The organism is Pseudonocardia yunnanensis (genome assembly GCF_039534065.1).
GTDB lineage: Bacteria > Actinomycetota > Actinomycetes > Mycobacteriales > Pseudonocardiaceae > Pseudonocardia > Pseudonocardia yunnanensis.
Genome location: NZ_BAAAUS010000002.1, coordinates 144,728 through 168,537, shown reverse-complemented (window position 1 = coordinate 168,537; position 23,810 = coordinate 144,728). Strand labels below are relative to the sequence as shown.

Annotated in this window: 21 protein-coding genes; 7 read left to right on the top strand and 14 right to left on the bottom strand. The window is 70.3% G+C overall.

Translation table 11 applies throughout. The features are described 5' to 3' along the window. Entirely contained in the window at positions 1-2,433 is a 2,433-nt protein-coding gene (locus ABD743_RS04355) for a DUF4132 domain-containing protein (protein WP_344719085.1), read from the top strand. A gap of 33 nt (positions 2,434-2,466) precedes the next feature. On the opposite strand, the gene ABD743_RS04350 is transcribed toward ABD743_RS04355, so the two are convergent. The 6 genes from ABD743_RS04350 to ABD743_RS04325 all read right to left on the bottom strand — a co-directional run bounded on the left by ABD743_RS04350 (position 2,467) and on the right by ABD743_RS04325 (position 10,542). Continuing rightward, entirely contained in the window at positions 2,467-3,390 is a 924-nt protein-coding gene (locus ABD743_RS04350; RefSeq protein WP_344719083.1) for an SMP-30/gluconolactonase/LRE family protein, read from the bottom strand. Between the two features lie 16 nt (positions 3,391-3,406). Next, positions 3,407-5,029: an ABC transporter substrate-binding protein gene (locus tag ABD743_RS04345; protein ID WP_344719081.1), complete on the bottom strand. Its 1,623-nt coding sequence runs from the start codon at positions 5,027-5,029 to the stop codon at positions 3,407-3,409. Between the two features lie 319 nt (positions 5,030-5,348). Next, positions 5,349-6,374 (bottom strand): formamidase, encoded by a 1,026-nt coding sequence (locus ABD743_RS04340; RefSeq protein ID WP_344719079.1) that lies wholly within the window; start codon positions 6,372-6,374, stop codon positions 5,349-5,351. Between the two features lie 39 nt (positions 6,375-6,413). Next, a complete protein-coding gene (locus ABD743_RS04335; protein ID WP_344719078.1) occupies positions 6,414-7,751 on the bottom strand; it encodes a cytosine permease in 1,338 nt (445 codons plus the stop codon). A 94-nt stretch (positions 7,752-7,845) separates the two neighbouring features. Then, positions 7,846-9,363 carry an amidase gene (locus ABD743_RS04330; RefSeq protein WP_344719076.1) on the bottom strand — a complete coding sequence of 506 codons (1,518 nt, stop codon included), beginning with the start codon at positions 9,361-9,363 and terminating at the stop codon, positions 7,846-7,848. Between the two features lie 339 nt (positions 9,364-9,702). Next, the gene (locus tag ABD743_RS04325; RefSeq protein WP_344719075.1) at positions 9,703-10,542 is read right to left on the bottom strand and encodes an oxidoreductase; all 840 of its coding nucleotides are present in this window, start codon (positions 10,540-10,542) and stop codon (positions 9,703-9,705) included. 134 nt (positions 10,543-10,676) lie between these two features. Here ABD743_RS04325 and ABD743_RS04320 point away from each other — a divergent pair, with 134 nt between their 5' ends. Next, positions 10,677-11,222: a TetR/AcrR family transcriptional regulator gene (locus tag ABD743_RS04320; protein WP_344719074.1), complete on the top strand. Its 546-nt coding sequence runs from the start codon at positions 10,677-10,679 to the stop codon at positions 11,220-11,222. A gap of 23 nt (positions 11,223-11,245) precedes the next feature. Here ABD743_RS04320 and ABD743_RS04315 read toward each other — a convergent pair whose 3' ends face one another. Beyond that, positions 11,246-11,707, bottom strand: coding sequence for a sigma-70 family RNA polymerase sigma factor (locus tag ABD743_RS04315; RefSeq protein WP_379658967.1), 462 nt, complete (start codon positions 11,705-11,707; stop codon positions 11,246-11,248). A 296-nt stretch (positions 11,708-12,003) separates the two neighbouring features. On the opposite strand from ABD743_RS04315, the gene ABD743_RS04310 reads away from it, so the two are divergent. Beyond that, positions 12,004-12,588, top strand: a complete 585-nt coding sequence (locus tag ABD743_RS04310; RefSeq protein ID WP_344719073.1) for a TetR/AcrR family transcriptional regulator — start codon at positions 12,004-12,006, stop codon at positions 12,586-12,588. Between the two features lie 19 nt (positions 12,589-12,607). Here ABD743_RS04310 and ABD743_RS04305 read toward each other — a convergent pair whose 3' ends face one another. Then, the gene (locus tag ABD743_RS04305) at positions 12,608-13,666 is read right to left on the bottom strand and encodes a glycoside hydrolase family 172 protein (RefSeq protein WP_344719072.1); all 1,059 of its coding nucleotides are present in this window, start codon (positions 13,664-13,666) and stop codon (positions 12,608-12,610) included. Positions 13,667-13,998: 332 nt separating this feature from the next. Then, complete coding sequence (locus ABD743_RS04300) at positions 13,999-14,181, bottom strand: hypothetical protein (protein ID WP_344719071.1); 183 nt, start codon at positions 14,179-14,181, stop codon at positions 13,999-14,001. An 81-nt stretch (positions 14,182-14,262) separates the two neighbouring features. Between ABD743_RS04300 and ABD743_RS04295 the strand changes: the two genes are divergently transcribed. From ABD743_RS04295 to ABD743_RS04285, 3 genes are all read left to right on the top strand, one after another. Then, a complete protein-coding gene (locus ABD743_RS04295) occupies positions 14,263-15,657 on the top strand; it encodes a cytochrome ubiquinol oxidase subunit I (protein ID WP_344719069.1) in 1,395 nt (464 codons plus the stop codon). Continuing rightward, positions 15,654-16,838: a cytochrome d ubiquinol oxidase subunit II gene (locus ABD743_RS04290; RefSeq protein ID WP_344719067.1), complete on the top strand. Its 1,185-nt coding sequence runs from the start codon at positions 15,654-15,656 to the stop codon at positions 16,836-16,838. The genes ABD743_RS04295 and ABD743_RS04290 overlap by 4 nt, the downstream gene beginning before the upstream one ends. A gap of 243 nt (positions 16,839-17,081) precedes the next feature. Continuing rightward, positions 17,082-17,897: an acetate uptake transporter gene (locus ABD743_RS04285; protein ID WP_344719065.1), complete on the top strand. Its 816-nt coding sequence runs from the start codon at positions 17,082-17,084 to the stop codon at positions 17,895-17,897. A gap of 97 nt (positions 17,898-17,994) precedes the next feature. On the opposite strand, the gene ABD743_RS04280 is transcribed toward ABD743_RS04285, so the two are convergent. Then, positions 17,995-19,518, bottom strand: a complete 1,524-nt coding sequence (locus ABD743_RS04280; protein ID WP_379658965.1) for an MFS transporter — start codon at positions 19,516-19,518, stop codon at positions 17,995-17,997. Positions 19,519-19,577: 59 nt separating this feature from the next. Here ABD743_RS04280 and ABD743_RS04275 point away from each other — a divergent pair, with 59 nt between their 5' ends. Next, on the top strand, positions 19,578-20,174 hold the full coding sequence (locus ABD743_RS04275) for a TetR/AcrR family transcriptional regulator (RefSeq protein ID WP_344719061.1): 597 nt from the start codon (positions 19,578-19,580) through the stop codon (positions 20,172-20,174). Here ABD743_RS04275 and ABD743_RS04270 read toward each other — a convergent pair. From ABD743_RS04270 to ABD743_RS04255, 4 genes are all read right to left on the bottom strand, one after another. Next, positions 20,150-21,226, bottom strand: coding sequence for a class I SAM-dependent methyltransferase (locus ABD743_RS04270; protein WP_344719059.1), 1,077 nt, complete (start codon positions 21,224-21,226; stop codon positions 20,150-20,152). The genes ABD743_RS04275 and ABD743_RS04270 overlap by 25 nt on opposite strands. Before the next feature lie 139 nt (positions 21,227-21,365). Then, a complete protein-coding gene (locus tag ABD743_RS04265; protein WP_344719057.1) occupies positions 21,366-21,893 on the bottom strand; it encodes a DUF308 domain-containing protein in 528 nt (175 codons plus the stop codon). A gap of 354 nt (positions 21,894-22,247) precedes the next feature. After that, on the bottom strand, positions 22,248-23,066 hold the full coding sequence (locus ABD743_RS04260; RefSeq protein ID WP_344719055.1) for an FAD binding domain-containing protein: 819 nt from the start codon (positions 23,064-23,066) through the stop codon (positions 22,248-22,250). Positions 23,067-23,074: 8 nt separating this feature from the next. Then, entirely contained in the window at positions 23,075-23,803 is a 729-nt protein-coding gene (locus tag ABD743_RS04255) for an enoyl-CoA hydratase (RefSeq protein ID WP_344719054.1), read from the bottom strand. Positions 23,804-23,810: the final 7 nt, after the last annotated feature.

Below are 23,810 nucleotides of genomic sequence, written 5' to 3'. Positions count from 1 at the left end.
ATGCGCCTCGTCGACGCCCTCCCGACGGACTGCGACTACTTCCTGAACTCCGTGGATCCGCCGACCCGTGAGCTGTTCGACCGTTTCGACGAAGGCCACCGGCCGTCCGACGCCGCGGAGTGGCCGGCGTTCGGCTCCTGGGTGCAGCTGCGGCTGGGCCTGGGCGACGACGGAGGGCACGACTACGACGACGCGTTCCTCGCGACCGTGCGCGAGATCGCCGAGAGCGACATCCCCTGGACGCCTCGCGACGTCCGCTTCCTGTGGTACGTCGCCGAAGCCCTCACGACCCGGTCCCACACCAACTACCAGGAGCTCTACCGCATCCCCCTGGCGGCGGCCCGGCACCTCGACCACTCCGAGCGCCGCAGCATTCTCGGCACCACCGCGCAGGAGCTGAAGTCGTCCCACCGTCCGGCCTGGGACTCCCTGCACGAGCAGCTCGACCAGGTGCTGACCGAGCCGCCCGAGCACGGGCCGGCCGGGATCGTCCGCAACCTGATCTGGGACGGCGACCCCCTCGCCCGCGCGCTGGCCGACGTCCACGCCCCGCGGCTGGTCGCGCCCGAGGTGCTGCCGCTGCTGCGCCACTGGACGACCGCCCGCTCCGGCAAGCCGAGCGACACGTGGCTCGGAACCGCCCGCACGCTGCTCACCGGCGAGGCCGTCGCGCTGATCAGGGATCTGCTCGCCCTGGTGGCGGCCCACCGGGAGACCCGGGTCGACCAGGTCACCGACGAGGGCTACGAGTGGACGGAGACGATCTTCCTGACCGAACGCACCTCGATCGCCCTGCGCGGCATGGTGTGGACGTGCGCGGTCATCGACGACCCATGGGTGGCCGGACTGCTCGGCGACCTGGCGGTGACCTGCGGCGTCGGCATCGGCGGCACGGGCGCCAACTGCCGCAGCGAAATACTGGCGAACGCCGCCGTCCACGTCTTCGCCCGGCGCGGAGGCCTCGACGCGGTGCCCGCCCTGGCCCGCATCCAGGCCAAGGTGCGCAAGAAGTCGGTGCTGAACAACGTGGCGCGCACGCTCGACGCGGTGGCCGAGGCGACGGGCCTTCGCCGCGCAGAGCTGCTCGACCGCACGGTGCCCACGTTCGGGCTCGGGCCCGACGGGGTGCGCGAGGAGCGGGTCGGCGACCACGTGCTGCGCCTGCACGCCGACGGCCCCGCGCTGACGTTCGTCAACCCGGCCGGTCGCACGCTCACGTCGGCACCCCGGGCGATCCGGCAGGAGCCGGTGCTGGCCGAGCTGAAGGCCACGCTGAAGGCGGTGCGTCAGGCGCTGCCCGCCGAGCGCTTCCGGCTGGAGCGGGCCCTCGTCGAGGAACGCCGGTGGCGGTGGCGCGACGTCGTCGAGCTCTTCCTCGACCACCCCCTCACCGGCCTCTACGCGCGCAACCTCATCTGGCAGATTCTGAAGGGCCCCGCCGGGCTGCCGGTCAGGAACGAGACCGGCTGGGAGCTCACCGACCCGCTCGGCAGTCGCATCCAGCCCGATCCCGACATGGCCGTGCACCTGTGGCACCCGATCAGCGAGACGGCCGACGACGTGCGGGGCTGGCGCGGCTTCCTGCTGGAGCGGGGGGTGCGTCAGCCGTACAAGCAGGCTTTCCGCGAGATCTACCTGCTGACGCCGGCCGAGGAGCGCACGCGTACGCACTCGGATCGCTTCGCCGGCCACACACTGCGCTACGGCCAGGCGAAGGCGCTGCTCAACCAGCGCGGCTGGACCGACCTGTCCATCGGCCACTGGGACGCCGAAGGCGCCAACCACCAGGGGGAGGCGCTGAAAGAGCTGTCCGGCTGGTGGGCCCGCTGGGGCATGCACATCACCGGCCCCGACGCCGACGAGTTGGGCACGGCCTCCTTCTGCGCCACCGAGGACATCCGGTTCCACCCGGCGGACGCGACCGACGCCCGACGGCGGGCAACCGGTGCGGGGGTGCCGCTCACCCAGGTGCCGCCGCTGGTTCTGTCGGAGGTGCTTCGCGACGCCGACCTCGCCGTGGGCGTCGCATCGGTCGGGCTCGACGAGGTGGCGCTCAGCGGGCACGAGGACTACTGGCACGCGTACGGGTTCGGTGAGCTCACCGAGACCGCGCGCACGCGACGCGAGGTCCTGGTCCGGCTGCTGCCCCGGCTCACGATCGCCGACCGGGTCGAGCTGTCCGACCGGTTCCTGCGGGTGCGCGGCGAGCTGCGGACGTACAAGATCCATCTGGGGTCGGGCAACATCCTCATGGAGCCGAACGACGCCTACCTCTGCATCGTGCCCGGGCCCGACCGCTCGGCCGAGCAGGTGTTCCTGCCCTTCGAGGAGGAGGGCGGCACGCTGTCACTCATCCTGTCGAAGGCGTTCCTGCTGGCCGACGACACGGCCATCACCGATCCGACGATCATCTGCCAGCTCGTGCCCGCCTGATCCACCCGAGCTCCCGCGAGGCCACCCGGACGGTCACGCCGTGTGGTTCAGGCGCAGGCCGGGTCGCGGCCACGGGGTCGAGTAGAGGATTCCGTGGCCCGATGACGTGATGTAGGCCGTGCGCAGGTCCGGGGCGCCGAAGCAGATGTTGGTAACGAAGATGTCGTCGTCCGGCACGGGCACGGTCTCCAGCAGATCGCCCTCCGGCGAGACCACGCTGACGCGGCCGGAGTAGAGGGTGGCGACGCAGACGTTGCCCTCGGCGTCCACCGCCAGCGAGTCCAGCCACTGCAGGCCCGGGAACCCGTGCAGCAGCGTGCCGCCGTGCGGCGCCCAGGAGTCCGGGTTCGGCCGCACCTGCCCGGGCTCGGCGACGTCCCACCACCAGAGCCGGCCGGTGATCGTCTCGGCGACGTAGACCCGCGACCCGTCCGGGGACAGGCCCACGCCGTTGGGCGCGTTGAGCGGGTGCACCACCTCGACGATCCGTGACCCGTCGGCGGTGGCGTAGTAGAGCCCGCCCAGGTCGGTCTCCCGCGGGCGGGTCTTGCCCATGTCGGTGAACCAGAAGCCACCGTGGGCGTCGAACACGAGGTCGTTGGGCCCGCGCAGGCCGTGGCCGTCGACGTGCGTGTAGAGGTCGCTGACCTCCCCGTCCAGGGTGACGCGCTGGATACGGCCGCCGATGTACTCCGCGGGCTGCGGCCCCGGCGCCGTCAACCCGCGCCGGGTGGTCCAGGAGAACCCCCCGTTGTTGGCCACGTAGACCGCCCCGTCGGGACCGATCGCGGCGCCGTTCGGCCCGCCGCCGGTCTCGGCCACCACCGAGGTCTTGCCGTCCGGTGCCACCCGCGTGAGCGTGCCGCGCTTGATCTCGACGAGCAGCACCGAACCGTCGTCGAGCGCGATCGGCCCTTCCGGGAACTCCAGTCCCTCGGCGACCGTGGTGAGCGTCATTCCTGTCTCCTGCCTGTCACTGCGTACGGTCGATCCACGTGCCGGCAACGAAGAGGTCACGGGTGATGTACCGGTCGATCCCCTTCACCTGCGGCTTCGTGATCGTCGAGAGGTAGCTGCGGCTCAGCCACTGCACGGCGACGTCCTGGTTGAGCAGCAGCTCGATCTGCTGGTAGTCCTTCGTGCGCTGCGCCGCGTCCTGAGTGGCGCTCGCGTCCAGCACCAGCTGGTCCACCTGCGGGTTCTGGTACTTCCCGAAGTTCGACGAGCCACCTGTGGTGTAGACGCGGCTGATGCCAGGGAAGGGGTAGTCGAACGCCGCGATCTGGCTCGCCATGTCGAAGTCGCCGCCCTGCAGGACGCGGCCCGCGTACTCCGCGAGGTCGAAGTAGCGCACCTCGACCTTGACGCCCACCGCAGCCATCGACGCCTGCACGAACTCTCCGAGCGGCACCGAGCTGCGGTCGGTGGTGTAGACGAAGTCGGGGTTTCCGCCCGACGCCCGGTACTCGTCGACCAGCTGCTTCGCGCGTGCGACGTCGTACTTCGGCCAGGCATCGGTGGCCTGCTGCGTGTGGTACGGGCTGGTCTCGTCGAACAGGCTCTCGGCCCGGATCAGCTGGTTGCTGAAGAACGCGGCACCGAGCGCGTTGGGATCCATCGCGGCCACGGCGGCCTCGCGCATCCGCTTGTCGTCGAAGGGCGCTCGGGTGAAGTTGAAGTAGTTGAGGACGCCGCCGTTGCCCGGTCCGAAGTAGACACGCAGGCTCGAGTTGGCGAACGCCCGCACGAGCTCGGTGTTGAAGCCGCCGTTGATCGCGTCGACGTCGCCGTTGGCCATGGTGGCGTAGCGGCTCTCGGTGTCGGGCAAGGGCCGGATCTCGACGCCGTCCAGGTAGGGCATGCCCTTCTGCCAGTAGTCCGGGTTACGGACGAGCTCCATCTTGTTGTCGCGCACCCAGTTGGACAGCATGAACGGGCCGGCGCCGACGGGGTGGCTCGCGATGTCGTCGCCGTACTGCGCCAGTGCGGCGGGCGAGACGACCATGCCGAGGGTGCCCTGCGACATCGGCTGGGCGAACACCACGGGAAAGTCACCCATCGGGCCGTCGAGGACGAACTCCACCGTGAGCGGGTCGACCGCGCGCATGGCCGTGATCCGCAGGGCGAACGCGTGCGCGGGCGAGGCCGCCTTGTCGATGTGGCGCTGGGTGTTGACGATCACCGCGTTCGCGTCGAGCGGTGTGCCGTCGGAGAACCGCACCCCGTCCCGCAGGCCCATCCGCCACGTCACGCCGCCGTCGGGGCTGGTCATCGACGCGGCGAGGTAGGGCTGAGCCGTGCCGTCGGGCATCAGCTTGAACAGCGAGTCGTAGACCATCGTGGCGGCGAGGTTGGAGTTCTGCCGCGTCGGGTCGAAGCTGATGATCTCGCGGTCGTTGCCGATGACGAGAGTGCCACCGGTCTGCGGCGAGCCCTCCGTGTCCCGGTCCCCGCCGTACGGGTCGAGCGTCCGGACCGTCAGAGGCGCGCCAGGACCTGTGCCCGGCGCCTGACCACAGGCGGCCAGCAGCGCGGTGCACAGCAGCACTGCGGTGACGATGACGCTCGAGCGTGCACGGCGAAGGGGCAACCGCATCGTTCACTCCTCGTTGAGTCGGCGGCGACAGGCCGACGAGCGACCGGGGGGTCCTCGGGCCGGCGCCGGGGCGTACGCCGCCGACCCGAGGACATGCGGTGTAGCCCGCATCACACATGCTCCGACCGGCCGACGGCCGGAACCACCGTCTCCGCGCACGATGACGTGCCGATCCGTGCGACTGGGCGCCGCCCCGCCGCCCACCGCGCACAGGAGTTGGCCACCGTGCACACGTCGGGGCATGTGCACGGTGGCCACGAGGTGTGCACGGCCGGCTCGGGGCGCCTACGGGCCGTGCACAAGCGGCGCCCGCGAGCGGTCAGCCGTCACCGGCCACCGGACGCGCAGCGGCGCGCACGTCGGCGGGGGTCCCGAGACCCGCACCGGCGCCGTCGGTGTGGCGCACCTCGTCCTCCCATGGCAGGCGGTAGGCCCCGGCCACGAGATCTCGCATGTAGGTGTACGGACAGTCGGTTGCCCCGCCCTCGACGGCGCTGTAGCCCCGGTGTCCCAGCTGGTAGATGTTGTTCTCCACGCCCCAGCCACGCCGGGCCTCGTCCGCGCGGGAGGGCACCACCTCGGCGGTGACGATCCGTCCGGGAGTTCCGTCGCCGCGCTCGAGCACTGTTCCGTCGACGTCGCAGACCATGGCCTCGCCCTGCGAGTGGATCCCCGCGCCGTCCGGGCCCGCGAGGCAGACCGACGCCGTGTAGGCGAGGTTGCAGAAGGCATTGGCCTGGTTGGTGAATCGCCACGCCTGCTGAATCGGGTAGGTGTAGCCGGCGGTGCGCAGGATGACGTTCGCACCGCGGTAGGCGGCCTCGCGCGCGGCCTCCGGCAGCATCCCGTCGTGGCAGATGATCAGCCCGAGCCGGGAGCCTGCGGGTCCGTCGCACACCGGGACCCCGAGGTCGCCGGGATGCCAGGGTTCGGCCGGTACCCACGGGTGCAGCTTGCGGTAGTGCAGCCGCAGCTCGCCGGTGTCGTCCACGATGATGCCGGTGTTGAACGGGGCGCGGCCCGGGTTGCGCTCCATGATCGAGAAGCAGCCCCAGATCCTCGCCTCCGCGCACGCCCCGCGCAGCTTCGCGACCTCCGGCCCCTCGACGTCGCAGAGCAGGCGGTCGTCGAGCCAGGTCGCAGGGTCCAGCCCGTGCAGGCTGTACTCGGGGAAGACCAGCAGATCGGGGACGGGAAGTGCGCGGCGGGCGCCGATGACGGTGCCGGCGATCCGGTCCACCGCCGCGGCCACGTCCGCCGGCTCCGCGACGATCGGCACGGCGGCCTGCACGAGGCCGAGCACCATCCCGCCCGACGACCGGTTCAACCCACCGAGTCCACTCACGACATCACTCCCGCCGCTCACACACCTGCGTTGCGTCCGTCAGCCGGCCGGGACGGACGCGGGCTCCGGCTCCTGGGCCGGTGTGGGACTGAGGGCGTCGATCAGCGTGTAGGCCACCCCACCGAGCACGATGCCGGCGACGGCCTCGCTGAGCTGCGGGGCCATGACGTGCACCGCGTACGCGCCGATCGACGCGATCGCCCAGGCCGCGAACGGGGCAGGGCGCCACAGCCGCGCGGCACGCAGGCTGGAACCCCGCCGCAGCACCTGGTCGACGATGAGGATCGCGCCGATCGGCGGGACGAAGATGCCGAGCAGGTTCAGCCAGTCGGAGAAGTAGCTCCACACGCCGGCGAGTGCAGCCACGAGCCCCACGATGCCGAGGACGATCGTGAGCACCCGCATCCGGCCGCCGACGAGCTGGCTCCAGCCGACCGCACCGTTGTAGAGGCAGTGGCAGCAGACCGAGCCCAGGTTCGCGAAGACGAACACCACCGCGATGGCGGAGAGCACAGGGCCGTGGCTGGTCAGGACCGGCAGGAAGTCACCGCCGTTGGCGGCCGGATCCACGGCCTTGCCCGCGGCGACGACGATCCCGCCGACGAGCAGGGAGATGAAGTTGGCCACCGGGAAGGCGGTGAAGGCCGCCATCACCGCCTCGCGCCCGTTGCGCGACCAGCGGGTGAAGTCCGCGGTCATCGTCCCGGAGTCGGCGAAGCCCGCGATGGTGATCGTGACCGCGGCGCCGAAGCTGAACACCGTGGCACCCGGGCCCGCGCCCTGATAGCTGGTGATCCCCGACAGGCCACCCTCCCGGGCGGCGAGCACGAGGGCGACCACGGCGAGCACCACGAACATCGGCGCGGCGATGAGGCCGATGACGGTCAGCGCCCGGATGCCGATGAAGGTGATGGCGATGTAGAGCACCCCGGCGATCAGGATCATCCACGTCTCGTTCCAGCCGAGAGACGTGTGCAGGGTGGACCCGGTGAGCCCGGTCTGGAACGCGAACCAGCCGATCACCACGGTGGACAGGAAGCCCGCCGCGATGGTCGCACCGTGGCGGCCGAACGTCTGGGCGGCGGTCAGTGCGAAGTTCTTGCCGGTCCGGCCCGCCACGTAGCTCAACGTGCCGACGTAGAGCATCAGGATGATGTTGCCGACGATGATCGCGCCGATCCCGCGCCAGAAACCGAGGCCGTAGACCGTCGCGCCACCGAACACCGCGTTGGTGATGATCATCGGGAAGCCGAACCAGACGGCCGAGACGGAACCGAGCGACCGCCTTTGTGACAGCGGCACGGGCTCGTGCTCGAACTCGGACTCGAGCGCGTGGTGCTCGGGGACCTCCTGGCCCCTCTGACTGGTGGTACTCACGGAGCGGTCCTTCCGATCGGTGCGGCCGGTTCGGCCGTGGACTGTCGGGACGGGTGCGGGGTCGCGGACGACCCGGGGAAACGGACGCCGGGACTCAGCGGGCGCCGACCGTCGCCGCGGTCGGGGTTTCGAAACCGGCGTCGGACAGCACCGGTGGCCGCCGCGGCCGGGCGTGCTGCTCCCAGGCCAGGGCGAACCTCAGCAGCTGGCACTCGGCGAGCGGGCGCCCGACCACGTCCATGCCCACCGGCAGGCCGTCGTCGGTCATTCCCACCGGCACCGTCATCGCCGGCAGACCGCTCTGGGAGGCGATCACGGTGTTCGTGGGGAACGTCTCCGCGGTCCAGCGAAGGTCCGCGAGCTCCTGCCGCGTCGGGGGTGGCACCTGCACCGTCGGGAAGACGAGGACGTCGACGTCGGCCGTGGCCATCGCGTGGAGCAGGGCGCGCCGGAACTCCTCCTGACGCACGCGCATCCGGTGGTAGTCCGGGGCGTCCGCCGCCACCCGCGGACCTCCGGCGGCAGTGGCGAACAGATCGGTCAGCGGGTGGAACACCCCGCTGGCGACGATCTCGTCGAGGCTGCGCACCGGAGCCGCGGGACGGGCCGCGAGGAACGAGGTGATGTCCTCCTTGGACTGCGTCGCGTAGAACGCCGTCTGCGCGATCCAGTCCTGGAGCCCGGGCAGTTCCAGGCTGTGCACGTCCGCCCCGGCGGCGCGCAGCTCGTCGGTCGCGGCGAGCACGAGCGCGGAGACCGGCTCCGCCTCCGGCAAGGAGCCGAACGCGTCCGTCAGTACGCCGACGCGTGCTCCGGCGAGCGTGGCCCCCTCCAGAGAATCGACGTAGCTGCCCTGCCGGCCGGGAATCCGGGCCGCTACCGCGGTGAAGGGGTCGGCCGGGTCGCACCCGACCATGGCGTCGAGGAGAACGGCGACGTCGCCCACCGTCCGGCCCATCGGTCCGGGCGTGTCCTGGAAGTGCACGAGCGGCGAGAACCCGGTGCGGCTCACGAGCCCGGTGGTCGGGCGCAGCCCGAAGAGGTTGGTGAAGGAGCCGGGGACACGGACGGAACCGCCCGTGTCCTCCCCGACGCCGACGAGCCCCAGGTTCGCGGTCAGCGCCGCGCCCGTGCCGGCGCTCGACCCGCCCGCCTCGCGGTCGAGGGCGTACGGGTTCTTCGTGTGGTCGCTGCGCGAGGAGAACGAGAACCAGCCTGCGGCGAAGTCGCACATGGTCGTCTTGGCGAGCACGATCGCCCCGGCCTCGCGCAGCCTGGTCACGACCGTGGCGTCGCGCTCCGGGACGTAGTCGGCGAACAGCGCCGACCCGAACGACGTCGGTATCCCGGCCGTCTCCGCCTGGTCCTTGATGAGCACGGGAACGCCGTGCAGCGGCCCCTGCAACTCCCCCGTGGCCGCGAACGCCGCGTCGAGCGCTTCGGCCTCCGCGAGCGCCTGCGGGTTGACCGTGACGACGGAGCCGATGCGCGGCCCTGCGGAGTCGATGTCGGCGATCCGCTGCAGGTACCAGCTCACGAGGTCGGCGCTCGTCGTCGTTCCGGCGAGCACCTGCTCGTGGAAGGCGGTGGTGGTGAGTTCCTCGTAGGACAAGGTCGGCTCCCTCTCGTCAGGCAGGCGCCGGGCACACCGGGAAGGCCGAGCCTCCGGGTGCCCGACCGCAGGCGGCCGTCGACCGCGCAGGGGTGGTTGGGGTGGATGCCGGGCGCCGGTGCCGGGCGAGCGTCGCCCCTGTCGGCCCGGGTCGGCCGGTGCGAGGTCGAGCGCACGGAGTTTCCGCACTCGGTGCGGCGGGGGTCTCCGAGAAACGACGCTACGGAGCGCAGATGTCCGTCCTGTACCGCTCGGTTTCGGCTCGATGACCGGACGACGCGGAGGGCACATACCTGCTCACCACGAGCCGTACCACCTCTACGTGCGCAAACCCGGCAGCTACTCGCCGGGCGGGAAGTCGGCCGAGCGGCTCACCTCCGCCCACTGCTCCGCCTCCGCGGCACGGGCGCGCGAGGACCTCTCGGCCGCCTCCACCGCTCCGGCACCGAGCAGCAGGCGCAACGGCGGCTCCTCCAGGTCCACGACATCCAGGATGATCCGCGCTGCGCGGGCCGGGTCCCCCGGAGCGGTCCGGTCGAAGCCTGCGCGGCGGCGGTTCATCGCACCGACGGTCTGCTCGTAGTCGGGGCCCACCTGCGCGACCCGCATGGACGAACCGGCCCAGTCGGTGCGAAACGCTCCGGGCTCGACGATGGTGACCTTGATGCCGAGTGGCCCGACCTCGTTGTTCAGCACCTCCGAGAAGCCCTCGACGGCGAACTTCGCCGCCTGGTACGCGGCCGCGCCCGGCGACCCGCCCACGCGGCCACCCACCGAGGAGAACTGCACGAAGTGGCCGGAGCGCTGCGCGCGCAGCACCGGGAGAGCGGCCTTCGTGACGTTCACGACGCCGAAGAAGTTGGCCTCGACCTGCGCGCGGAAGTCCTCGTCCGAGGTCTCCTCGATCGGCGAGGAGTTCGCGTAGCCCGCGTTGTTCGCGACGACGTTCAGAGAGCCGAACTCGTCGAGGGCGAACCGGACGGCCGCCCGTGCCGCTTCCGCGTCCGTGACGTCCAGCGCGTACGTGCGCACGCGGTCGCCGTAGCTCTGTGCGAGGTCGGCGACCTGCTCGGGCCTGCGGGCGGTGGCGACCACCTGGTCCCCGTGCTCCAGCGCCGCCGTCGCCAGCTCACGGCCGAAGCCGCGCGAGCTGCCGGTGATCAGCCAGGTCCTGGTCATGTCCGCTCCTCTACCTCACGTCGGATGAAACGCACCCATAAGTGCCACATGCACGTAGCACTATGCTCGTTATGTGTCGCCACGGCACCGAACGTGAGGGGTGAGGTGCCACACAGAAGTACGGTGGGCTGACCATGAGAGCGGACGCCACACGCAACCTGAACGCCGTGCTGCGCACGGGAGCACGGCTGCTCGCCGAGGATCCGACGGTGAGCATGGCCACGATCGCCACGACGGCAGGGGTGGACCGGCGCACGGTCTACCGGCGGTTCGCCACGCGGGAGGCCCTGCTCGCCGCCGTCTTCCAGGCGAAGCTCGACTCCGCGGAGCAGGTGCTCGACGCGGCCCGGCTCGAGGAGGCGCCGGTGGCGGTGGCGCTGCACCGCTACGTGGAGGGAATCGTGCCGGTCAGCCGGGAATGGCCGCTCGATGTGCGGCGGATGATGCGCGCGGACCCCGTCGCGAACGAGCGCCGGGAGACCCAGAGCCGGCGGCTCGACGCGTTCCTGGAGCGGGCGACCACCGAGGGGCTGCTCCGCGCCGACCTAGCGGAGGGCTGGACCCGCAGGGTGCTGGATCAGCTCGTCGACTCGGTCGCCCACGATCTCCCCCGGCTCGATCCGCCGCAGGCCGCCGACCTCGTCGTCGCCACGTTCCTCGACGGGGTCGGCCGGCCCTGAACCGGCGACGTTCAGCCCGGACGTCAGGTCGTGTGGACCACGAGGCCGTCCGCGCGTTCGCGCTCTCCGAGCAGCTTCCGCAAGGACTTCAGCGCGTTGTACGTGCGCGACTTCACCGTGTCCGGCGGGATGCCGAGCTTCTCCGCCGCTTCTCCGACGCTGCTGCCGTGGATGTACACATCCGCGAGAACCGCACGCCGTTCCGGCGACAGCGAGTCCATCGCCTGCAACACCTGCATCGAATCCATCGAGTGGCCGGCGTGGACCTGCACGGTTTCCCGGGTCCGTTCGGCCACCACATCCCGCACGACCATGAACAACCAGGCGCGACCGACACTCTGCCCACTTGTGTCGGCACCGTGACGCCATGCGCGGATCAGTGTTTCCTGCACGACATCTTCGGCGACAGAACGGTCGCCGGTGAGTCGTATGGCATAGGCCAATATCGACTTCCCGTGCTCCTCGTAGAGCCTGCGGACCAACACCTCGCCCGCAACGTCTGCGCGGCGACGAGCCCCCCGGCCAGCCATAGCCACAACCTTCCCGAGATTTCTCCACGTCAGTGAGATCAACCGAGGGAGCCCGACACTGGGGCCTCGATCCGCAGGGGGCCACCCCCGTTTCCCCCTGCCCGGCCTCTCTGTGTCGATCGGCCGATCGACACGTACGCTAGGCCCTGCCTCGTTGAAGCGTCAACCAAGGCAAATCGGGCGTACCACGCAGAGATCACGACCCAGAGGAGTTGGACATGGCCAGGAAGCGCAGCCTCGACGAGGGTCCGGTGCTGCGCGGCAAGATCATGGAGCGGGCAGGCGTGCTTTTCTACGAACGTGGCTTCGCCGCGACCTCGATCCGTGACATCGCCGACGCGGTCGGTATCTCTTCCTCAACGCTCTACCACCACTTCACCAACAAACAAGAAGTGCTGCACGCGATAGCTGTGAACTTCATGAGGGACTTCGTGGCCGAGACCACAGTGGTGCTCCGGGACACATCCCGCACACCGACCGAGCGAATCCGCGAGACGGTGCGGCTACACCTCACGATCAGCGACGACCGGCGACCCGAGCTGGTCGTCGGCAATCCCATCCGCTACGGCCTCGATCAGGCGCAGCGGCGCGACGCGATCAGACTGCAGACCGAATACCACGACGCCGTTCGAGACGTGATCAGCCAGGGAAACGCGGCCAAGGAATTCGACATCGTCGATATCCCACTCACCACAATGGCTCTGCTCGACATGCTCAACGGTGTGCGCGAATGGTTCCGGCGAAGCGGCCCACTGTCCCTCGACCAGATCATCGACCGATACACGGCGTTCAGTCTGCGGATCCTGGGCGCCTCGCCCGCTCCCAGCACCGGATGACTCCGAGAGGACCGTCCGGTCAGAGCGTCTCGAGATCGTCGAGCGTAGGGGTCGGCCGCCGCGTTCCGCCCGGCGCGTCGAGGTAGAACAGAGCCGTCGACGCGATGTCGTCGTGCAGAGGCAGGTAACGGTGGCCGGCTCGCCATCCCAGCGCCTGGATGTCTACCCGTATCGCCGACGCGAAGCGGATCGGGTCGGCCACGTGCCAGCGGTACATCCCGAAGCGCTGCTGGCTCTCGTACAGCCCGTCGGGCCGGATGATCTGGTGCAGGCCCAGGTACGGGGTGGTGTAGCTCGTGTACCCCTGGCCGGGGACGTCGAAGTTCCACGCGCCGCCGAAGTAGTCCTCGGTTCCGGTACCGCAGATGGTCGGGAAGTCACGGTCGTCGTCGAGGTAGTACTTGATCTCGCCCTCCCCCCACCATCCCCGCGAGTTGACACCCCAGGCGAGATAGGTGCCGACGTACTGACCGGAGCCGCGCACACCGCTCAGCAGCGGGTGGACCGAACCTGACGACAGCGGGTTGGAACGGCGCCACTGTGCGTGCAGGTATCCGCTGTGGTCCTCGTCGGTCCCGGCGTCGAAGGTGACCTGGTAGTAGACGACGGCGGGTGCGGCGGCCAGGTTCTCGATGGTCAGCCGGGCCGCCGAGCGGAAGGGCATGGGCCAGTAGCTGTTGAGGCCGCCGTGCGGGTTCACCGCGATCATCGACGAGCTGAGCTGCGCGAACCGTCCCCAGCCCTGGCCGAAGAAGTCACCCACCGGCACCTCGACGGCCGGCCTCGCGGCACCGTCCCAGTAGGCGCGCAGGAGCAGGCTCCTCCAGTTGTCCGGGTGGGTCGTCATCCAGATGTGGGTGATGCGGCCGGGCCCCTCGATGGCGGCGAGGTCGATCGTGGAGTGGGCTGCGATCTCGATGCTCGGCGAGATCTTCCAGCCCTGACCGAGCTCGCGGGCCGGCACCGCTCCGGTGCCCTCTGTGGCTCGACCACCCTGTCCGGGTGCTCCCGTGGGGTTCTCCGGGCTGATCGAGCGGGTGGAGACCGCACGGAGTCGGGCGACGTCGTGATCAGGCATGAGGACACACTCCCCGATCGGCTATCGGGCACGCCATCACCGTGCGGGGTGCGGCGATTTGTTCGAATTGTTCCGAATCTGCCGAACGTCCCGCCGCGAGAGGGAGCCATACCGCCTCACAGTGGCTAAAGCTGGAGGCGGGCCGGCACGGGCGCCGGCACGACGGACGGGACAGGAGGGTGAATGCGATGACTCGGGACCGGAGCAACGGTGCGAACGAGGACCGGACGGCGATCAGTGGCTGCGGCGGCAGCGTGGCGGCGCAGCGCGCAGGCGACCTCCCGTCCCGCCTTGCCGGCTGATCGCCGCCGCGGCGGTACGCGTTCGACGTCCTATCTCGGAGCGCGTCTGCCGAGGCCGGAGGCACCGCTGCTGAGCCAGTCGGTGATGCGCACCAGCACGCCGATCGCGCCGATCAGCATGATCACGAGACCGATCACGTACAGGTCGTCTTCGACGAGACCGAGGGCCCCGATGCCGACACCGAACAAGAAGACCAACCCCGCTGCGACCATCAGGTCCGCACCTCCGGTTCCTGCGTTGCCCTCCCCCTCTCGCAGTATGCGCGCCGAAACGCCCCTGACAGGAGGGCCGTCGTGACCTCCTACGCCCTCGTGCTGGCCGACGGTGACATTCCGGCGCGCAGCCAGATGGGGGCGTCGCTGGGTTTCCACATCATCTTCGCCTGCTTCGGGGTCGCCTTCCCGGCTGTCGTCCTGATCGCCCACTGGCTCGGGCTGCGGCGGGGTGACGCGGTGGCCCTGGTGCTGGCACGACGGTGGTCGAAGGTGATGGCCGTGATCTTCGCGGTCGGTGCGGTGTCGGGCACCGTGCTGTCCTACGAGCTGGGGCTGCTGTGGCCGGGGCTCATGGGGCGATTCGGTGCCGCGTTCGGGATCCCGTTCAGCATCGAGGGCATCTTCTTCTTCGTCGAGGCCATCTTCACCGCGATCTACCTCTACGGCTGGCGCGGCCTGTCCCCGTGGGTGCACTGGTGGAGCGGGATGCCGATGGTGGTGGCGGGCCTCTTCGGGGCGTTGTCGGTGGTGGCCGCGAACTCCTGGATGAACCAGCCCAGCGGCTTCGTCCTGACGGACGGGCGGATCACCTCGGTCGACCCGTGGGCGGTCATCTTCAACCGCGCCACCCCGTACGAGGTGCCGCACATGATCCTTGCCGCCTACATGGTCACGGGCTTCCTCGTGGCCGGGGTGTACGCGGTGGGGATGTTGCGCGGGCGGTGGGACCGCTACCACCGGCTCGGGTTCCTGATCCCCTTCTCCGTGGGCGCGATCGCCGCGCCCATCCAGGTGGTCGTCGGGGACATCGCGGCCCGGATGGTGGCCCAGCATCAGCCGGCGAAGTTCGCGGCGATGGAACTGGTGGACCGAACCGGCACCCACGTCACCGAGTGGCTGGGCGGGATCTACTGGAACGGGCAGGTCTACTTCGGCGTGGGGATCCCGTCGCTGGACTCGATCCTCGTCGGCTTCTCCCCGAACACGCGGGTGATCGGCTGGGAGGACTTTCCCCCCGAGCTACGCGCGCCGTTGCCCAACCTGATCCATCTGTCCTTCACCGGCATGGTCGCGATCGGGACGCTGCTCGTGGTGTTGGGGGCATGGCAGGGCTGGGTCTGGTGGTTCCACCGCCGCGTTCCCCGCACCCGCTGGTTCCTCGTCCCCGCCGCCCTGGCGGGGATCGGGGCGGTGCTCGCGATGGAGTTGGGGTGGATCGTCACCGAGGTCGGCCGCCAACCCTGGACCGTCTACGGCGTGCTGCTGACGCGTGACGCCGTGACCCCGGCGAGTGGCGTGCCGATCACTCTCGCCGTCACGATCGTGATCTATCTGGTGCTCACCGCGGTGTGCATCGTGGTGCCGTGGGAGATGGGCCGCCGCTGGCGCGGCGCCGGGGACCCGCGGCTCGTGGAGGACCAGGCCACGCCCTACGGACCACCCGCCGAGCACGAGGAGGAGGTCCGGTCGTGACTCCGTCACCGGAACTGTTCGCCGTCGCGGTCCTGCTCTTCGTGGGGATCGCCGCCTACGCCCTGTTCGGAGGGGCCGACTTCGGTGGTGGCATCTGGGACCTGCTGGCCGGCGGCGACAAACGCGGAGCGGCCCCGCGGGAGGCCATCGAGATCTCCGTGACGCCGGTCTGGGAGGGCAACCACGTCTGGAGCATCTTCGTGCTCGTGATCCTGTGGACGGCCTTCCCACCGGCGTTTGCCGCGATCATGACGGCGCTGTTCGTCCCGATCGCCCTGGCCCTGCTCGGGATCTTCTGCCGCGGCATCGGCTTCGCCTTCCGCCAGGAGGCGCAGCGGCTGCACATGCAGCGGCTCAACGGTGCCTTGTTCGCGATCTCCTCGCTGATGGCACCGTTCTTCCTCGGCACCGTCATCGGCGCGGTCGCGACGGCTGCGGTGCCCGCCGCCCCGACCGGGGAGATCCTCGGTGCCTGGACCAGCACCACGGCTCTGGTGACCGGCGGCCTCTTCGTCACCACGTGCGCCTACATCGGGGCGATCTACCTCGTCGTGGACTCCGAGCGTCGCGGCGATCCCGCGATGGCGCGCTACTTCTCCCACCGGGCGCTCGCGGCCGGCGTGGTCACCGGCGTGCTCGCGGCGGTCAACCTGCTGCTCATGCAGACCAGCGCGCCCTACGTCTACAGCCGGCTCGTCGGACCGGCGCTCCCACTTCTCGTCGTGTCGGTGGTGGCAGGAATCGCCGCGCTCGTGCTGGTGGCCCTGCGGCGCAGCCCCCACATCCTGCGCATCACCGCCAGCTTGGCGGTCGCCGCGGTCGTGGCCGGGTGGGGATGGGCGCAGTACCCCTGGCTGCTCCCCGAGTCGATGACCCTGCAGCAGGGCGCCGCACCGTCCGCGAGCCTGTGGGCAGAGCTCGCGGTCACCGGCCTGGCCGTGCTGCTCGTGTTCCCCGCCTTCGCCTGGCTCTACTGGCTCCAGCAGCACGGACATCTCCGGCACAGCGAGACGTCCGAAACCCTCCGCCTGGCCACCGCCGATGGCGGCGAGCCGCCGGCGGTGCCGGCCAGCCCCGCCCCCGTGCACCGTGAGCACAACAAGGTCGTGGCAACGGTGCTCATCGCGACCGTGGCCACGGAGTTCGTCCGGCAGCTACTGCAGCGCAGGCGCCGTGGGTGAGGTGCGCGGCAGCCTCGCCGGCTCGGCCGACCGGGGCCATGTTCCGTTGTCCGCAATTGTCCGATCGTTGCTCTCCGGCTGATAATTCCATTACCGGCAATTTTTTGTCCGACTGCTCGGAAACGCACCATGGCGAAGGGATATCAGCTGAGACCGGCGCCACAAATTCGTCGGCCGACGGGGTGTTTTTGACCTTCCTTTCGGAGTTTCCTGGAAAGAGGTGGAAAACACAGGAGGCACCTTATGAGACATGAGGATCAGGCCATTCACGACAATCTCGCGGCGAGCGCGATACCGGCCCCACGCAAGGGAGATCACGACATGTACCAGCGGCCGCCCGGACGCGAACCGGGCCAGGACAGCCGGGAAGCGTGGACCGAGCGGAGCCGGATCGTGCTGACGCCCGTGGCGGCGCCCTCGATCCTGGGCTTGTTCGGTTTCGCCGGGGCGACGTTCATGGTCGCTTCCCTGCTCGCCGGATGGTGGGGCTCACCGGAGACCGCTGCCCCGGTGATCGCGCCGTTCGCGCTGTTCTTCGGCGGGCTCGCACAGTTCCTCGCCGGCATGTGGTCCTACCGGGCGCGCGACGGTATCGGCACCGCGATGCACGGCACGTGGGGGGCGTACTGGATGGCCTGGGGGCTGCTGGTGCTGCTCACCGCGGGCGGTGTGCTCCCGGCGTCCGTCCTCGCGTCGCGGGCATTGGGCTTCTGGTTCATCGTGCTGGCGGTCGTGACGCTGTTCGGCACCCTGGCCGCCCTGGCGGACAACCTGGCGCTGGTCGCGGTGCTGGGACTGCTGACGGTCGGGTCGATCCTGCTGGCGATCGGCTTCGTCGCACCGTTCGCCGCGCTGGTGACGGCCGGCGGCTGGGTGCTGGTGTTCTCGGCGGTGGCAGCGTTCTACACGGCGGGGGCGATGATGCTGACCGGGGCGTTCAACGGCCGCAGCATCCTGCCGGTGGGCAAGCGCACCGCGCCCCAGGCACCGGTGGGCAGCAGGACGATGGATCCGATCGGCTATCCCGCAGGGATGCCCGGAGCCAAGGTCGGACAGTAAGAAGCCCTGCACGCACGGCCCGGTCCGGCGGCCTCGATGATCGGACGAGGCCGCCGGAACGGGAACGATCCTGGACCGGCCGACCGGATGGAGCCCGTCAGACGGGCGCCGGCGTCTCGCCCTGACGAACACCCCAGAGCCGGGCGGTGACCACGACGGCCGCGACGGTCAGCAGCGTTGCGGCCAGCATCGCCGCGGTGGTGAAACCGGAGACGAACGCGTCGCCCGCGATCGTCAGCACAGGCGCGGGGTCCGGCAACTGCCTCGCCGCAGCCACCGCGCCGCCGAGGGTTCCGGTCGCCGCCTCCGCCACGTCCGGCGGGAGCGCAGCAGGGAGAGCGCCCGTGATCTCGTCGCGGTAGACGGCAGTGGCGACCGTGCCGAGCACGGCGATGCCCACCGCTCCGCCGAACTCCGCTCCCGTCTCGCCGACGGCGGCTGCCGCACCGGCCCGCTCGGGCGGTGCGGTCGTCACGATCAGGTCGATGGCCAGTGGCGCGACCATCCCGGTGCCGAAGGTGAGCACCGTGTACGCGGACATCACCGCGAGCACCGACGACTCGGTGCCGACCATGCCGACCAGCGCGAACCCGGCGGCCGCCACCGCGGTTCCCGCGCCGACGACGAGCGCGGGACGCACCGTGCGCACGAGGGCGGTGGCCAGCCCGATGCCGATCACGGTGCCGGCGATCGTCGGCAGCATCCACAGCGCGGCGACGAACGGACGAAGCCCCAGCACGAGCTGCAGGAACTGCACGGCGAGGTAACCCATCCCGGCGCTGGCGAGGACGATCACCGTCTGGGCACCGAGAGCGGCACCGAATCCGCGGCTGCGCAGGAGCCGGATGTCGATCATCGGATCGGCCAGCCGGAGCTGCCTGCGGACGAACAGCACAGCGAACACGCAGCCGCCGAGCACGGCCAGCGCCGGGACCACCCCGAGCGCGTGCGCCGCCACCTCCTTCACCCCGTAGACCACCGGGAGCACGGCTGCCAGCGAGAGCAGTGCGGAGAGCACGTCGAACCGGCCCGGACGCGGGTCACGCGACTCCGGCAACAGCATCGGCCCCACCACGAGAAGCAGCAGCATGACGGGCACGTTGATCAGGAACACCGAGCCCCACCAGAACTGTTCGAGCAGCAGCCCGCCCACGATCGGGCCGATGGCGACGCCACCGGTGAACGCTCCGGTCCAGATGCCGATCGCGGTACGACGGCTCCGGTCATCGGGGAACATCGAGCGGATCAGCGCCAGAGTCGACGGGGCGAGCACCGCGCCACCGACACCCAGCAGCGCACGTGCCGCAATCAGCATCTCGGGCGTGGACGCGTACGCGGCGAGGACGGACGCACCGCCGAACGCCCCCGCGCCGAGCAGCAACAGCCGGCGGCGCCCGATCCGATCGCCCAGCGAGCCCATCGTGATCAGGAGCCCGGCGATGAGGAACCCGTAGACATCCATGATCCACAGCAGTTGGGTGCCGCTCGGGGCGAGGTCGGCACTGAGCCAGGGCGCCGCCATGAACAGCACGGACAGGTCCATCGAGGCGAGCAGGGCGGGCAGCACCAGGACGGCGAGCCCGAGCCAGGCCCGGCGGGCGTCGTTCACGGGGCCGATCATACGTACGTCTAATACATTTGTATAGAACGCACGTCCGTCCAGGACCTTAGGATCGCGCCATGGGACACCGCGAGGACCTGCTCGCCGGTGCGAAGCGCTGCCTCGCCGAGAAGGGCTTCGCCGCTACCACGGCACGCGACATCGTCGCCGCGTCCGGCACCAACCTGGCGTCGATCGGCTACCACTTCGGGTCGAAGGACGCCCTGCTCAACGCGGCGATCATCGACTCGTTCGACGACTGGGACGACGAGATCGCGCACGCCCTCCGATCCGGCACGCGCAGCTGCCCCGTCGACCGCCTGGAGGGATTCCTCGACGGGGTGGTGAGCGCGCTGACCAGGGACCGGGCCACGGCGGTCGCGAGCGTGCAGGCCTACGCGCGCGCGGAACACACACCGGAGCTACGCGACCAGATCGCCGGTGCCTACGAACGCGGCCGCCGCTCTGTCGCCGCACTGATCCTCGACGTCGCCGAGGACGAGGTCGAGGAACAGACGGCGCTACAGCTCGGCTCCCTCGCTCTCGCCCTGGTCAACGGGCTGGTGCTGCAGACACTGCTCGACCCGGAACGCGCACCGTCGGGCCGCGACCTCGCCGCCGCCCTCCGCGCCCTCGCCCAACCTGATGAGCCTCAGGCAGGCCGGTGCGTCACGTAGATCATGTTCCGCTCGTTACCCGGCGCCGGGTGGGTGACGACCTCGCCGAACCCGGCCTCGCCGAGCATCTGTCGGGCCGTCTGCTCACCCCATGCACCACCGAGCCCTGCCCCACCCACCGCGAGCGAGACGGTCATGCAGTGCAGGGTGCTGGTCGAGTAGATCCACCGCGCGTGCGGATTGCCGACGTTGTCCTCCAGATTGCTCGACAGGGCCAGGTCCAGCATGAAGAAGGTGCCGCCGGGGACGAGCGCGTCGTGGGCGCCGCGCAGCACCGCCGCCGGAGCGGCCTGATCGTGCACGGAGTCGAAGGCGAAGATCACGTCGAACGGCTGCGCCGGTTTCAGCTCGGCGACGTCGGCCACCTCGAACGTGACGTTGGAGAGCTTCGCCTCCGCGGCTTCGGCCCGGCCCCGGTCGAGGGCGTCCTCGGCGATGTCGTAGCCGACGAACGTCGAGGCGGGGAACGCCTTCCCCAGCACCACCAGCGCATGCCCGGTGCCGGTGCCGATGTCGGCGACCCGGACGCCCGCGGCGAGCCGCTCCCTCAACCCGGGCGCCGCCGGCAGCCACCTGTCGAGCAGCATCTCGTCGACCGGCCTACGGCTGAGCTGGTCCATCTTGTCGGTGAACTCCGGGCGGAACACCGAGTACGGGACGCCGCCGCCCACCCGGAACACGTGCTCGAGCTCGCCGAGGTGCTTGCCCAGGCTCGTGACCATTCCCGCGAGTGGCGCCATGTTCGCGGAGCCCTTGCCGGTGAGGCACGCTGCGTGTTCGGCCGAAATGGTGTATTCGCGCGTCGCCGCGTCGTAGGTCATGATTCCGTTTGCCACGATCGATCCGAGCCATTCACGCACATAGCGCTCCTGCAGGCCTGCCCGATCGGCCAGCTGCTGCGTCGTCGCCGGGCCCTGCGCCGCGGCCTCGAACAGGCCGGTGCGGTACCCGAGGTCGATCATGTAGGTGAGCAACCCGTTGGTGTATACGCCGAAGAGGTGCTGAGCGAACTCGGTCTGCCGTTCACGGTCCAGGTCGAGACTCTTGGTCATACTTGATTTTCTACACTCCGGAAATCGTGACCATTGGGTTACCTGCACCACATCAGCGATCCTGATCAGGCCGTTCAGCACGGGCGAGGACATTCCCCTCCACCACGTGGAATGCACCATTGCTCGCGGTTCTCGGTACTCACCGCTTACGAAGGCGCCAGTACAACAGACCGGCCTGGATGACGAAGAACGCTCCGCCGGCTACTGCGTACATCACGATGGCGTCCAGCCGCGGATCGTCGCCGAGCGCGGTGACGCCGAAGCCGCCACCTGCGATGACGGACAGCGCTCCGGCGAGCAGCAGCGACCACTGCCTGCCCATCTCGGGGCGGTGCCGGTGCAGCGCCGCGACCAGCTGCGCCACACCGGAGACGATGGCCCAGCCGCCGAACACCAGCAGCACGGGGGCCACGTCGATGTTCGCGGCTATCGCCAGAGCGATCGCAGCGAGAGTGCTGACTGCGATGTTGAACAGCTGCAGACCTCGTCCGGGCATGCCGGACCGATCGCGAAAATCAATAAACAAGGCGACCGCATCGATAAGCGGATAGACGACCAGCAGGATGATCGTGCCGACTGCGAGAGAGTCGAGGACGGCCGCGAACCCGACGGCCCACAAGATGGCGATCAGGCCGCGGATCACGTACAGCCGGAGCAAGGAGGACACACCACCCCTCCCGCGAGCCGTCGCGGACGAGGAGGTGCGGAGATGCGAATTCACCACGATGCCTTCCATGGAGAGTGAGAATGTGCCGCGCACCGGCGTCGACGGTCTGCGTCTGCGGAGCCGGCCCGGCATCTCTCCGCCCGGGTTTTGCCAGAACTGTCAGTGCGAGCCCGGTGCGCGGGTCGTCGTGAGCCAGTCAGCGTGTCCGCCCCTGGGGAGATGAAGGCGGCTCGCTGGTGCACGGTGTCTGGTCCGTGCCTCGTTGCTCCGGCCGGCACAGCAGTGACCGTATGTACCCGCTGACCGTCTCGGCGACCGTCGGGTGACGCCGACGGCGTACGTCACCGTGGCGGATCAGGCGATCCCGGCTTGCACGAGGGCACGCCGGACCAGCTCGGCGCTGATCGCCCGCCGGAACGGAGCGGAGCCGTGCAGGTCGGTCCTGGGCTCGATCTCCTCGGCCGCCGCCTGCGACGCCTCGCGCGCCGTGCGACCGCGCGCGATCACCCGTTCCGCCGCCGCGGCACGTACGGGCACCCCGGCGACGCCACCGAGCGCGACGCGCACAGCACCGCCCACCTCCGCCACCACGGCCGTGACCAGTGCGAAGTCGCCGTGCCGGCGAGCGAACTCGGCGAAACCCCAGCGCGAGGGCAGCGGAAACCGGACGGCGGTGACCATCTCGTCATCCGCGAGCGAGGTGGTCAGAGCGTCGACGAAGAGCTTCGACGCCGCGACCGTGCGGACCCCGCGGGGACCGGCGACGTGCACGGTCGCCCCGGTCGCCAGCGCGACGACGGGTAGTTCGGCGGTCGGGTCGGCATGCGCGATGCTGCCGCCGGTGGTTCCCCGGGAGCGGATCGCCGCGTGCCCGATCCAGCGGGCCGCTTCCGCTAGCAGCGGGTGGTCGGTCTGCCCGACGAGCATGCTGTGCCGGACGAGAGCCCCGACCTCGACGGAGCCGGACGCGTCGGCGCCGGGCCGGATCATCGCGAGACCCGGGATCCGGTTGACGTCGACGAGCACCGCGGGCCGCGCCTTCCGCAGCGCGAGCACCGAGGCGAGGCTCTGCCCGCCCGCAAGGATCTTGCCTGCCCCGTTCGCCTGGTCGAGGGTCTGCACAGCCTCCTCGACACTGCCGACTCGGACGTAGTCGGACGAGGCGCCCCGCATCCGGGCGCCTATCTTCCGCGGAACTCGGGACGGCGCTTCTCCTGCCGGGCCCGGCGACCCTCGCCGCGGTCTTCGCTCTCCCAACAGGCCGCGAACGCGGCCTCGAGCTCCGCAGCGTCGCTCGCCGGCTCGACGATGTCGTTGAGCACGCGCTTGGAGTACGCGAGGGTGAGCGGGGCGAGCTCGGCGATCTCCGTCGCCCAGGCGATCGCATCGGCACCCGACCCCGCACGCTCGGCCAGCCCGCAGGCCCGCGCGGCGTCGGCGTCGAGCTGCGCGCAGCCGAGCAGGAGTGCCCGGGCCGTGCCGTTGCCTGCCAGCACCGACAGCCGCCTGATGGTCCACGGGTCCACCGCAAGGCCGATCTTCGCGGTCGGGACACCGAAGAGCGCTGCCGGCGCGACGACCCGCAGGTCCGCGGCGATCGCGAGCTGCGTGCCCGCGCCGATCGCCGGTCCGTTCACGGCGGCGACCACCGGGACCGGCGCGTCGACCACCGCGTGCAGCATCGCGTAGTGCGCGTCGCGGAAGTCGGCGGTGTAGACGTCGTCGAGGTCGGCACCCGAGCAGAAGCTCGTGCCGCTGCCGGTGAGCACGAGCGCCCTCGCCCCGTCGGCGACGGCGCCGCGGACCGAGTCGCGGAGCAGGTCGCACAGCTCGGCGGTCAGCGCGTTGCGTTTCTGCGGGCGGTCGAGGGTCAGCACCGCGACCCGCCCATGGTCTGTCCGGACGATCAATGGAGCG

Excerpts from the sequence above, each read along its gene's own strand:
- ABD743_RS04355 (WP_344719085.1), top strand. The coding sequence starts at position 1 with ATGCGCCTCGTCGACGCCCTCCCGACGGACTGCGACTACTTCCTGAAC.
- ABD743_RS04350 (WP_344719083.1), bottom strand. The coding sequence starts at position 3,390 with ATGACGCTCACCACGGTCGCCGAGGGACTGGAGTTCCCGGAAGGGCCG.
- ABD743_RS04345 (WP_344719081.1), bottom strand. The coding sequence starts at position 5,029 with ATGCGGTTGCCCCTTCGCCGTGCACGCTCGAGCGTCATCGTCACCGCA.
- ABD743_RS04325 (WP_344719075.1), bottom strand. The coding sequence starts at position 10,542 with ATGACCAGGACCTGGCTGATCACCGGCAGCTCGCGCGGCTTCGGCCGT.
- ABD743_RS04320 (WP_344719074.1), top strand. The coding sequence starts at position 10,677 with ATGAGAGCGGACGCCACACGCAACCTGAACGCCGTGCTGCGCACGGGA.
- ABD743_RS04305 (WP_344719072.1), bottom strand. The coding sequence starts at position 13,666 with ATGCCTGATCACGACGTCGCCCGACTCCGTGCGGTCTCCACCCGCTCG.
- ABD743_RS04300 (WP_344719071.1), bottom strand. The coding sequence starts at position 14,181 with ATGGTCGCAGCGGGGTTGGTCTTCTTGTTCGGTGTCGGCATCGGGGCC.
- ABD743_RS04285 (WP_344719065.1), top strand. The coding sequence starts at position 17,082 with ATGAGACATGAGGATCAGGCCATTCACGACAATCTCGCGGCGAGCGCG.
- ABD743_RS04280 (WP_379658965.1), bottom strand. The coding sequence starts at position 19,518 with ATGATCGGCCCCGTGAACGACGCCCGCCGGGCCTGGCTCGGGCTCGCC.
- ABD743_RS04275 (WP_344719061.1), top strand. The coding sequence starts at position 19,578 with ATGGGACACCGCGAGGACCTGCTCGCCGGTGCGAAGCGCTGCCTCGCC.
- ABD743_RS04270 (WP_344719059.1), bottom strand. The coding sequence starts at position 21,226 with ATGACCAAGAGTCTCGACCTGGACCGTGAACGGCAGACCGAGTTCGCT.
- ABD743_RS04260 (WP_344719055.1), bottom strand. The coding sequence starts at position 23,066 with ATGCGGGGCGCCTCGTCCGACTACGTCCGAGTCGGCAGTGTCGAGGAG.